Raw genomic sequence first — 11,740 nt, forward strand, 5'->3', positions numbered from 1 at the left:
GTATACGCTTTACAAAAGCTAAAAGTTAAGTCAATATTAACAAATTGTTAAAGGTTACCTTATATTAACGATTTATTGAGGCTTACTAAATGTTTTGTTTAAAAAAGCTTCAAGATCGGCGCCTGTGATGTTCTTTGCAACTATATTTCCCTGTGGATCAATGATAAAATTTGATGGAATAGCCTCAATATGATACAGCGCTTCTGTTGGCCCTTCAAATCCTTTCAGATCCGAGCCGTGTGCCCAGGTCAGTTTATCATCATCGATAGCCTTTTTCCAGGCCGGTGTTTCTTTATCTAAAGATACACCCAGAATGTTAAATCCTTTTGATTTAAAGGCATTGTACTGCTTTACCACATTAGGGTTTTCCTGGCGGCAGGGCATACACCATGATGCCCAAAAATCAATCATCACGTATTTACCTTTATAATCAGATAGCTTTATGGGTTTACCATCAATGCCGCCAATTGTAAAGTCGGGTGCTTTATGACCAACTGAAACAGGCTTGGCTTTTTCCATTTGTTTGATGAATTGCTGTACCCCCGGATTATCCTGAAAGCTGCCTTTAATCTCATCGGCATAAGCCACCAACTGCGGTTCATATTTATATACATCCAGAGAAGTAGCAGCGTAAAAACCAGCCAGTGACTTTTTATTGTCGTTCACAAATTTGAGCACCGCGGTACCATAGTCGGCCATATTTTTTTGAAATATGGGCATGTATACCTTCAGCAACGAATCAGATTGTTTACCCAATGCCTGCGACTTTTCCTGATATTCGGCAACTACCTTATTGTTTTTTTCGCCGTAAAAATTACTGATCTTGTTAAACTCCTTGATCTTATCAGAATCATCAGAGCCGGTAATTATATAAGAGTGAGTATTATCTTTCAGATCTGTACTAAAATCAATATCATCGCCATTTTTGGCTATCAGGTCATATATGGCATCGCTTACCCGCAGTTTATATAAATTGGAATAAAGCGTTTGGTGCTTGAACTGAAATTTACCATTTTCACTTAAAGTGGTTGAGTCGATGACTTTTACCTGCGAGCTATCGGCTTCTAACAGGTATACCATTTTCAAAGCCGCGGGATTCTTGATAACTCCCGAAATAGTAAAGGAAGATTTATCCTTACATGAAAATAAGAAAATGGCCAGTAAAAATACACCTGATGCAATGATGCGGTTCTTCATTTTATTTTGATTCTAATTCTTTTATCAACAGCTGATTTGTTTTCTGCGGATCGATCTTGCCTTTGGAGCTTTTCATGATCTCGCCCATGAACAAGCCTAAAACGCCCTTTTTTCCTTTCTGGTATTCCTTAACCTTATCCGGATACTTGGCGATGGCATCGCGTATAAAACGACTTACGTCATCGGTATCCGCGCTGATCAACAGGTTAAGTTCCTTAGCCAGATCATCAGGAGTTTTACCTGGCTCTTTGACCATAGCAGGGAATAATTTGTGCGAAGCTACAGAATTATTTATCACGCCACTGTCAACAAGTTTGATCAACCCGGCCAGGTGCTTTGCTGTAACGCCAAAGTTACTGATAGCAACATCATGATCGTTCAAGTATGATTTTACAGCCCCCATCAGCCAGTTAGCAGCGGCTTTGTAATGATCGGTATGTTTAATCAATTCTTCGAAATATAAAGCCAGGTCACGCTCGGCTGTTATTACAGAAGCATCGTAAGCCGAAAGACCCAATTCTTCAGTATATTTATGATACAACTGGTTTGGTAGTGCAGGCAAACTCCTCCGGATGTTTTCCAGGTATTCTTTGGTGAGTTTTAATGGCGGCAGATCGGGTTCAGGAAAATAACGGTAATCGTTAGCCATCTCTTTGGAGCGTAGAACAGAAGTTTCGCCGGTATCCGCATTAAAATTCAAGGTATTCTGATCAATATGGCCGCCTTGTTCAATGATATTTACCTGGCGAACAAATTCATGCTCAATGGCGCGTTGTACGTTACGTATAGAATTGAGGTTTTTCACTTCGCAACGGTTACCGTATTCGGTTGCACCATGGAGCCTTACCGAAATATTGGCATCACAACGCATACTGCCCTCTTCCATATTGCCATCGCAAATATCCAGGTAACGGAGTATCTTGCGGGTTTCGGTCAAAAACTGACCGGCCTCTTCGGCGCTACGGATGTCGGGTTGGGTTACAATTTCCAGCAAAGGAACCCCCGCCCTGTTCAGGTCGATGAGTGAGTCGGCGTGGTGCTGATCATGCATACTTTTACCGGCATCCTCTTCCATATGAATATGGTGAATGGCTATATCTTTTTGTTTGCCCTCGGCTAAGCGTACAGGCACGTATCCACCCAAACAAACCGGAGCCTGATCCTGAGTGATCTGGTAACCTTTAGGCAAATCAGCGTAAAAGTAGTTTTTACGGGCAAAGCTGTTATTTAAATTGATAGTACAATTACAGGCAAGCCCCATTTTTACGGCATAATCAACCGCCCTTTTATTCAGGAACGGCAACGTACCGGGATGCCCCAAGGATACGGCACTGATGTGATGGTTAGGTTCGGCACCAAAGGCTGCAGAATCGGCCGAGAATGCTTTACTTAAAGTGGATAATTGGGCATGTACCTCGAGGCCTACAACCAACTCGTACTTTTCACTTATCCCGTTTGCAAGAACTGTCATAAAATAAAAATTCAGCTATAAATTTTACTGATGTAAGGTCAAATATATAAAAGTTAATACAGTATAAAACATCATTTAACTTTTAAACAATGTACGTGATATATATTAGCTACGCCATTGCCACTGTATTATTTAGTAAAACTATTGATTTTGTATAGTTTAAAGATGGTGTCCCCAAACTTTTTTTAACTATCTGAATTTTTAAGCCCCTCCGGATTGCAAACGACATTGACGATGAGCCAATTATTGTCATTAAAAAGTTTAAAAAATAAAAAACATAAACCAAGCCAATTACCGGTTTGTTAAAAATTATAGCCAGACCTGGCTACGTGCTAAGCAAAATATAAAACGTTTTTATATGGAAACTGAGAAATTGACCAAACTTGTATTTAAAAAAGCAGGCGACGATGATTTTTTCAAGGAACTGCATAAAGAAGTTCAAGCCCGTGTACTCATTAACAAAAACATCCAGCGCCGTATAGTTTATAAATCCATCTTTTTAATAACCCTTTACTTTGCTTTTTACACCAGTATATTGGTGTGGGGCAATAACACCCAACTGCTTTTTCTGTTTTACATTTTAACCGGCCTCACCATGATCCTGGTGTTTTTTAATGCCTTTCATGATGCCGTACATGGCGCGGTTTTCAGGACCCGGGCCAGCAATGAAAGATTGAGCTGTATACTGGAGCTTTTTGGCAGCAACAGCTTTATCTGGAAAAAACGGCATCTGTTGCTGCACCACCCCTATCCAAATATGCAACAATGGGATATTGACGTAAAACAAAGCGATATTGTACGCATTTTCCCGGGTAGCAGATGGCTCCAGTTTCACCGGTACCAGCATATTTATATGTGGTTTTTGTATTTCTTTTATACTCTTAACTGGTTGCTGATACGCGATTTTAAGGACTTCTTCGGATTGAAAGATAATTATGTGAAACGGGTGATCATAATACCTAAAATAGAATACGTCAAACTGTTTGCCGCAAAATTCTTTTATCTGTTCATGATGATCGGCATACCTGCCCTGTTACTCGAGCACCCTATCGTTAACATCATCACGGCCTTTTTAGTGATGCACTTTATTGCCAGCGCTTTTGGAGTAACGGCACTGCTCTCTACCCATGCCGATGAGGATGCTGAGTTCCCGATGCCACCCGAAAATGGGGTGATCAATACCACCTGGGCCATGTACCAGATCAGCAAAACCAAGGATTTCAGCACCCAAAACCGGTTTGCCAATTTCCTGTTTGGTGGATTTAACCACCACGTGGCTCATCATTTATTCCCTGCGGTGGCGCATACTTACTATCCATACATCACCCCTATCATCAGGCGGTATGCGCAGAAGTACCGGCTAAATTACCGTTCGTACCCATTGTTGGATGCCATAAGATCACACTTTGCCCTGCTTAAAAAAAATGGAAGCGCTGAAAATCTTTTTGTTACCGGCGATCTGTAAAAAAATCCGATTGGGCTTTAAACCTTTTAAATATTAAGCCGTCTATCAATACAAATAAGCATTTATATCCCCAATATATATTAACAATTAAAAGACCGTCTATTACGCGGTCTTTTTTTGTTATGGACAATTTTCAGCTAAGAACCCCCGCGGTCGCTCAGCCCCTGCCGAGTGACGACTATTTCCCGGCGTCCCGCCGCTTTGTTTCGTAGGCCGGAGGCCTGGTGATAACAGTCACTCGGCAGGAGCCGAGCGACTGCATCTTTATTATTTTATTCTTAGATATTTATCCAATAAAACTTTTAGCCTTTACCAAAGCTACATCCAATCCGCTTGCATCGCTACCACCAGCAGTTGCAAAGAATGGCTGACCGCCACCACCGCCTTTAATCTCTTTGGCCAATTCCCGAACAATATTGCCGGCGTTCAACCCTTTTTCTTTAACCAGGTTTTCTGCGATCATGACGGTGAGACTTGGTTTGCCGTCAAAATCAGCAGCCAGTACCAGAAACAAATCCGTTACAATATCTTTTAACTGGTAAGCTAGATTTTTAACCGCTTCGGTATTGGGCAGGGCTACTTTTTGGGCGATGAAATTGATACCGTTAATCGCTTCTACCTTTTGTGCCAGTTCATTTTTTAAACCTGATGATTTCTCCAGGATCGATTTCTCGATCTCCTTTTTCAGTTTGGCGTTCTCGTCCAACAAGCTCTCTACACTTTTAGCCAGGTCCTTTGGATTTTTGAGCAACTCCTTTAATTGATCTATCAGCTGGTTTTGGTTGGTGATATATACCTCAGCAGCCACACCGGTAATAGCCTCAATACGGCGAACACCTGCAGCTACAGCGCTTTCGGCTACAATTTTAAAGAAACCAATCTGGCCGGTAGCTTTTACATGCGTACCACCGCAAAGCTCCTTACTAAATGTATCGTCGAAAGTGATCACCCGCACATATTCGCCATATTTTTCACCAAACAGGGCGGTTACGCCGCTGGTGATGGCTTCGGCATATAATACGCTGCGTTCTTCTTTCAAGGGGATATTTTCGCGTACCTTTTGGTTTACGATGGCTTCAATCTGCGCCAGTTCCTCATCGGTTACCTTGGCGAAGTGCGAAAAGTCGAACCGCAGATAATCGGCATTCACCAATGAGCCTTTCTGATTTACATGACTGCCCAAAACCTGTTTCATAGCGGCATGCAGCAGGTGCGTAGCCGAGTGATTGCTGTTGGTTTGGCTGCGCAGGGCAGGATCAACAATAGCGGTTAAGGCATCGTCAATATCCTCGGGCAGTTTATCCACAAAATGCACAATCAGGCCATTCTCCTTTTTGGTATCGGTTACCATGATAATCTCACCATCAGGGAAAACCAGTTCACCTCTATCGCCTACCTGGCCACCGCTCTCGGCATAAAAAGGTGTTTTATCCAGTACAATCTGATATTGCTCTTTGCCTTTAGCGGTTACCTTACGGTATTTTACTACGTGGGCAACGGTTTCGGTTTCGTCGTAACCGGTAAATTCCACGCTGTCATTATCTTTTAACACTACCCAATCGCCGGTATCAATAGCGGTTGCAGCACGGGAGCGGGACTTTTGTTCTTGGAGGGCTTTTTCAAAGCCTTCCATATCAACTGTTAAGCCTTTCTCGCGAGCCATCAATTCGGTTAAGTCTATAGGGAACCCGTAAGTATCAGAAAGTAGAAATGCACTTTCTCCCGGAATCTTACCGGTTTTGTTTAAATCCCCCCAAACTAAATCCCCAACAATGTTATTTTCAAAATATGTGATTCCTTGTTGAAGTGTCCTCAAGAAAGATACTTCCTCCTCCAAAACTACCTTCTGCACAAAATCTTTCTGACTATATAAATTATCAAATACCCCCTTAAACTGATCAGCCAACAAAGGAACCAGTTGATTCAGGAATGGTTCTTTGAAACCTAAGTACTGATATGAATATCTAACCGCACGGCGTAATATCCTGCGAATCACATAACCTGCTTTATTGTTGGATGGCAGCTGTCCATCGGCAATGGCAAAGCTGATGGCACGGATATGATCGGCCAGTACGCGCATGGCTACGGCTTCGTTCCAGTCGGCATCGCCGGGTTTGGCTTTACTGTTGTACGGTTTACCACTTTTTTCGGCGATGAACTGGATCATCGGCTGGAAAACATCACTATCATAGTTGGATGTTTTGCCTTGCAGTACACGCACCAAACGCTCAAAGCCCATACCGGTATCCACGTGTTTGGCCGGTAACGGCTGCAGGGCACCACCTTTTAAGCGGTTAAACTGCATGAATACAATATTCCAGATTTCAATTACCTGGTCATGATCTGCATTAACCAAGGTGGCACCATCAACCAGCGCGCGCTCGCTATCCGGGCGACTATCATAATGGATCTCTGAACATGGGCCACATGGGCCGGTTTCGCCCATTTCCCAGAAATTATCTTTTTTATTACCACGCAGGATATGATCCTCTGCAACCAGGGATTTCCATAGTTCATGGCTTTCGGTATCTTTTTCCAGGCCTTCTTTATCATCACCTTCAAAGTAGGTGATGTACAGGCGGTCCTTAGGCAGTTTATAAACTTGAGTAAGCAGCTCCCAGCCCCAGGCAATAGCTTCTTTTTTAAAATAGTCGCCAAAGCTCCAGTTGCCCAGCATCTCAAACATAGTATGGTGATAGGTATCGATACCCACCTCTTCCAGGTCGTTATGTTTGCCACTTACGCGCAAACAGCGCTGTGTATCAGCCGCCCGGGGTGCTTTAGCGGGTGCTTCGCCTAAAAATATATCTTTAAACTGGTTCATCCCCGCGTTGGTGAACATGAGGGTGGGGTCGTTTTTTATGACGATGGGTGCAGAGGGAACAATGATGTGCCCTTTGGAAACAAAAAAATCAAGAAAAGCCTGTCGTATTTCGGTAGCTGTCATAGTTTGCAAATGTAATTATTAGTCCGGAAGTCAGAAAGCCCGGAAGTCCGAAAGTAAAAAGATCGGGATTAATTAGGGAGTACTTGCAAGCTCAAACGCTTCCAAAAAACTTTTTAAAGCTTAAATTTCAACACTTTTTTGCTCAAAAACGAGGTAAAAACTGATTAAAATATTCGAAAAAACCTCATTTTAACACTTTTTAACAATTCTGAACACTGTTTTGTGGCGTTTTTAAAACTTTAAAAAGTATTACATTATTGATATTCAAATAACTACATACAAAACAATTGATTTTTGTTCTGTTTTTCTCCTTAACAAAACAGCCCGGCTTTCCTTTTTATCAGGAAAACCGGGCTGTTTTGTTATGTACAAATATACGCAATATTGGGCAGAAATCTATCCCAATGTTTCGGTTTATTTCAGTGAGCTCAGATCCAGTTTCTTTAAAAAATCCTGTAGCTCTGAAAGGCTATAGCCTTCGCCTTGCAAAGTAACGGCATAGCGCTCCTTGTATATAAACTTAAGGGAAGAGCTTACGCCGGAAGCGCTTTTGGTATCTTCTGTAGAATAACGTACGCCATCCACATCAATGTTTTTGGATACCGTACCATTTGATTCTGATTCGGTTTGCATACTCAAGCCCATGGCCAGTAAACTAACCACGGCGCTGCCCGATTCGCCGGCACCATCTAAAATACTTACATGGATCGTCTTATTATCTTCTTTTGAGTATTCCGCGTCGGCAGCAACAATATCGGCTACGGTGCCGCCTGCGCTGTAGCTTTTTCTTTTGAAATCGCCTATAGTTTCAGGCACTACTGCTTTCAGTTCCTCGGTAGTTGCCGGTGTAAGTTTTTTAAGTTTCTCGGTTTGGTCTTTCAGTTTTTCGCCCGATTTGGCAAATTTATCCAGGTTGCTGGCGCCTTCTACTAATTTACCAAGGCCAGATTTTTCTTCGTTTTCTTTTTTAGAGGAATCGCCGCAAGATGCAAGCGTGAGAACTAGTGCTGCGGCTAAAATTGTTTTGTTTAACATAATAGATAAGATTTAAAATGTGTTGCCAAACATAATAAATTACTGATAATTAGTATATAGAATTTTGCCTCCATTGCTATTTTACGTATTTCCCGCAAGTGCTTTACCTACGGATAATACGCAACCACCGGCTTAGGCTTTTCCCTGCACTTATATTTTTACGAAGTCATAAATTCAAAATAAAATTTATCTTTGCATATGCCTTATAAAGACCGCGAAATAAGCAAGATGTATTACACCATGGGCGAGGTATCGGCCATGTTTGATGTGAATCAATCGCTTATACGTTTTTATGAAAAGGAATTCGATATACTGCAGCCCAAAAAGAACAAAAAGGGCAACCGCTATTTTACCCCCGAGGATATCGAAAACTTCAAGATCATCTTTCACCTCATCCGCGATAAAGGCTATACCCTCAATGGTGCTAAAGAGCATTTGAAGCATAACATGAGCGACACCAAAGAAAACCAACGCGTGATCGACTCGCTCGAAAACATCAAAAAATTTCTGCTCGAAGTTAGGGACGAACTATAGGGAAGATCAGTATCAAGTAGCTAGTATCAAGTATCAAGACTGGATTGTTTTTAACACTGTCTTCTAAAATCACGATATTAAGTCATCGATATTGAATCATAACGCACCTTCAAAAATCTTGATACTTGATACTAGCTACTTGATACTAAATCATATCTTTATCTATGCTCGCGAATCATAAAGGCGAAATCCCGGTTGTTCTATTGCTTGTGCCTTTTTTGCTAGGATTGGCTTTGGGGATGCAGTTTATGTCGGCTGTTTATCTGCCGGCCCTGGCTATCGCTATTGTTGGTGTAGCTGCAGCATTCATTGTGCTGAATTTAAACTATCGGCGCTGGGCTATTTATAAAGCACGGTGGATTGGTGGTTTGCTGATGGCTATGATCTTATTTTCGGCTGGCTGGATCAGCGTGATCAGTTATAACGAGCTGAATAACCGCCGGCATTTTTCGAAAATACAGTCGCAATTCCTGGCGGTAAGCATCAATAACGAGCCCCAGTTTAAAAATGGCCTGGTAAGGTTTTCGGCTACCGTTCGGCAAAGTATCAATCAACGGCAAACCGCTGAGGCCAATGGCACCCTGCTCCTCACCCTGAAAGACAGCGATGCTATATCCCTGCAATACGGCGATGAACTGCTGATCCCAGCCAGCTATACCCCCGTCGATCCCCCTTTTAACCCTGCCGAGTTTAACTATAAAAAATACCTGGCCCACCAGAATATTTACTATCAGGAATTTTTATTCCCGGGGCAATACAAATTGTTAAAGCACGATACGGGCAATCCCTTTATTGCCTATGCCTTAAAGTTGCGGCAGCAAATGGTGGTGTTATTTAAGCAAAAAATGCATGATCCAGATGCCATAGCAGTAGCATCTACCCTGATACTGGGTTACAAAACCGATCTGAGCAATGATGTTTTGCAGGCTTACTCCAAAACAGGCACCATCCATGTACTATCGGTATCGGGCGCACATGTGGCCATCATTTATCTTTTAATGCAATGGATGCTGGGCTTTTTAAACCGCTATAAATACGGCAGGCATTTAAAAATGATGGTAATGATACTGCTGATAAGCTATTATGCTATGCTAACAGGCTTTTCGCCGGCGGTTTGCCGGGCCGCGGTCATGATCGGTATGGTTATTATCGGCAATACGTTTGTAAGGCATATCAATATGCTCAACATCCTGGCTATATCGGCCCTGCTGTTATTATTGTACAATCCGTTTTTTATAACCGATGTAGGCTTTCAGCTTTCATATTTATCGGTAGCCGGTTTAATTGTGTTGCAGCCTATGGTATATCAATGGTTCCAATTCAAAAACAAATGGATCGATAAGCTTTGGGCGCTTTGTTCGGTATCTGTAGCGGCGCAGGTGATCACCTTTCCGTTAAGCGCTTATTATTTTCACCAGTTCCCGGTTTATTTTTTGTTCAGCAACCTGCTCATCATTATCCCTACCATGGTTATTATGTATAGTGGTATAGCCTATCTGCTGCTGGCCTGGGAGCCCTGGCTGTCGACTGCATTGGCCTGGGTATTGGAGCAATCGATCCTGCTGATGAATAAAGCCCTGGGCATTATTGAGCACGCCCCTTTTGCCAGCATTAATAAAATATGGTTCAGCACTGCCGAATATTTGCTCTGTTATGCTTTCATCATCGGCCTGTTTTATTTTTTGTATGATAAAAAGCCGTGGCTACTCAAATTCAGCATGGGTTGCCTGTTTTTGCTTTGTGTAAGCATCAGCGTTAAAAGATACCGTGCCGATAACAGCAGCTCCGTCGCTTTTCTGAACCTCCGCAAAAACACGGGCATAGTGTTTAAAAACGGCAATAAGGCCGTTGTGCTCACTAACCTTACCGATACTGATAAAAACTATAAATATACCATACAGCCTTACCTGGATAGCTGCAAAATAAGTAAGGCCGATGTGTATAATCTTGATCAGGGTATCAGCAAAAATTATCTGAAAAAGCAAGGTGGTCTTATCCAGTTCAACCATCAAAAAATTATGCTGTTTGACAAGCAAACGCTCCATTGGCAATTACCCCAAAAATTAAAAACCGATTATTTATATATTACCGGCAACCCATATGCCGATCTGACCCAGATCAACAAGAATTATGATTATCAAACACTTGTAATTGACGGGAGCAACAGCGGCAAGTTGATTGACCAGCTTGAACAGCAAGCCAGGGAAAAGCATATAAATTATAGCATATTAAAGCGTAACATTTCATTGATCGCTGTATCTAACTGAGAAATTAAACTAAACACTAATAAATTTGTCTTTTAATCGAAAACAAGTAAATTGGTATAAATCAAACTAACACTATGAATATTAAATTTTTTAATGTTGCCCTGGGCCTGGCTCTTACCGCAACAGCTATGACCGCCAGTGCACAAAAAAAATACACACAAGGCACCGTAAACTTCACTACCAATATGAGAGGCCAGGAAGTTAATGCCAAAGGATATTTCCGTGCCGACTCCAACGCATTTACGTTTACTGCAGGACCAGCTACCATAAAAATATTAACTGATGCTGCCGGTAAATCAATGGCCATATTGGTTGATGTACCTGTTGCCAGCATAAAAAAAGCAGCTATCGCTACGCCGGATGAGGTAGATCAGGCTATGGCTGACATGCCAACCTTTACTTTTGCGCCAAGCACCGAAACCAAGCAGATCTCGGGCTTTAACTGTAAAAAAGTAGTAGCTACCGATTCAAAAACTAAAAAGACCTATGATATCTGGATCACTAATGATGTAGAGGTTCCATTAACCGGTATTGCAAAATACTACAGAGAAATAGGTGGTTTCCCGGTACAATACACTTCATTTAGCCAGGGCCAAAGCACCGACGTTACCGTTAAAAGCATTGTTGACGAAAAAGCACCTGCCGGCACCTTCGGTATCCCTGCTGATTTTGAAAAAATATCGCTGGATGACCTGAAAGCGATGAGCGGAGGAAGATAATCAGATTAGTATCAAGCAGCGATATAAAGATTAGTATCAAGTAGCTAGTATCAAGTATCAAGACTTTTGATTAACTTGATTATAAGATCACTTTTAAAGGTCTAG

At 42.0% G+C, this 11,740-nt stretch carries 8 protein-coding genes; 4 read left to right on the plus strand and 4 right to left on the minus strand.

Annotated elements, in window-relative coordinates; genetic code table 11:
• Positions 1-72 precede the first annotated feature (72 nt).
• Together ACTJKG_RS09505 and gatB are read right to left on the minus strand one after the other, a co-directional pair.
• Positions 73-1,197 carry a TlpA disulfide reductase family protein gene (locus ACTJKG_RS09505; protein ID WP_172335195.1) on the minus strand — a complete coding sequence of 375 codons (1,125 nt, stop codon included), beginning with the start codon at positions 1,195-1,197 and terminating at the stop codon, positions 73-75.
• A 1-nt stretch (position 1,198) separates the two neighbouring features.
• Complete coding sequence (gene gatB / locus ACTJKG_RS09510; RefSeq protein ID WP_440739045.1) at positions 1,199-2,668, minus strand: Asp-tRNA(Asn)/Glu-tRNA(Gln) amidotransferase subunit GatB; 1,470 nt, start codon at positions 2,666-2,668, stop codon at positions 1,199-1,201.
• A gap of 358 nt (positions 2,669-3,026) precedes the next feature.
• Here gatB and ACTJKG_RS09515 point away from each other — a divergent pair, with 358 nt between their 5' ends.
• Positions 3,027-4,133 (plus strand): fatty acid desaturase family protein, encoded by a 1,107-nt coding sequence (locus ACTJKG_RS09515; protein WP_172335197.1) that lies wholly within the window; start codon positions 3,027-3,029, stop codon positions 4,131-4,133.
• A 286-nt stretch (positions 4,134-4,419) separates the two neighbouring features.
• Here the strand turns inward: ACTJKG_RS09515 and alaS are convergent, their stop codons facing one another.
• Together alaS and ACTJKG_RS09525 are read right to left on the minus strand one after the other, a co-directional pair.
• Positions 4,420-7,080: an alanine--tRNA ligase gene (gene alaS, locus ACTJKG_RS09520; protein WP_440739046.1), complete on the minus strand. Its 2,661-nt coding sequence runs from the start codon at positions 7,078-7,080 to the stop codon at positions 4,420-4,422.
• A 414-nt stretch (positions 7,081-7,494) separates the two neighbouring features.
• Entirely contained in the window at positions 7,495-8,115 is a 621-nt protein-coding gene (locus tag ACTJKG_RS09525) for a hypothetical protein (RefSeq protein WP_172335199.1), read from the minus strand.
• Between the two features lie 198 nt (positions 8,116-8,313).
• Here ACTJKG_RS09525 and ACTJKG_RS09530 point away from each other — a divergent pair, with 198 nt between their 5' ends.
• The 3 genes from ACTJKG_RS09530 (at position 8,314) to ACTJKG_RS09540 (ending at position 11,635) form a co-directional block, all read left to right on the plus strand.
• Positions 8,314-8,649: a MerR family transcriptional regulator gene (locus tag ACTJKG_RS09530; protein WP_172335200.1), complete on the plus strand. Its 336-nt coding sequence runs from the start codon at positions 8,314-8,316 to the stop codon at positions 8,647-8,649.
• A 164-nt stretch (positions 8,650-8,813) separates the two neighbouring features.
• Complete coding sequence (locus ACTJKG_RS09535; RefSeq protein WP_172335201.1) at positions 8,814-10,916, plus strand: ComEC/Rec2 family competence protein; 2,103 nt, start codon at positions 8,814-8,816, stop codon at positions 10,914-10,916.
• A gap of 74 nt (positions 10,917-10,990) precedes the next feature.
• Positions 10,991-11,635, plus strand: coding sequence for a hypothetical protein (locus tag ACTJKG_RS09540; RefSeq protein WP_172335202.1), 645 nt, complete (start codon positions 10,991-10,993; stop codon positions 11,633-11,635).
• Positions 11,636-11,740 lie beyond the last annotated feature (105 nt).

The sequence above is a fragment of the Mucilaginibacter sp. 22184 genome, assembly GCF_052045695.1.
Classification (GTDB): domain Bacteria; phylum Bacteroidota; class Bacteroidia; order Sphingobacteriales; family Sphingobacteriaceae; genus Mucilaginibacter.

Coding starts and splice junctions, on each gene's coding strand:
- ACTJKG_RS09505 (WP_172335195.1), bottom strand. CDS start 1,197: ATGAAGAACCGCATCATTGCATCAGGTGTATTTTTACTGGCCATTTTC.
- ACTJKG_RS09535 (WP_172335201.1), top strand. CDS start 8,814: ATGCTCGCGAATCATAAAGGCGAAATCCCGGTTGTTCTATTGCTTGTG.
- gatB (WP_440739045.1), bottom strand. CDS start 2,668: ATGACAGTTCTTGCAAACGGGATAAGTGAAAAGTACGAGTTGGTTGTA.
- ACTJKG_RS09540 (WP_172335202.1), top strand. CDS start 10,991: ATGAATATTAAATTTTTTAATGTTGCCCTGGGCCTGGCTCTTACCGCA.
- alaS (WP_440739046.1), bottom strand. CDS start 7,080: ATGACAGCTACCGAAATACGACAGGCTTTTCTTGATTTTTTTGTTTCC.
- ACTJKG_RS09530 (WP_172335200.1), top strand. CDS start 8,314: ATGCCTTATAAAGACCGCGAAATAAGCAAGATGTATTACACCATGGGC.
- ACTJKG_RS09515 (WP_172335197.1), top strand. CDS start 3,027: ATGGAAACTGAGAAATTGACCAAACTTGTATTTAAAAAAGCAGGCGAC.
- ACTJKG_RS09525 (WP_172335199.1), bottom strand. CDS start 8,115: ATGTTAAACAAAACAATTTTAGCCGCAGCACTAGTTCTCACGCTTGCA.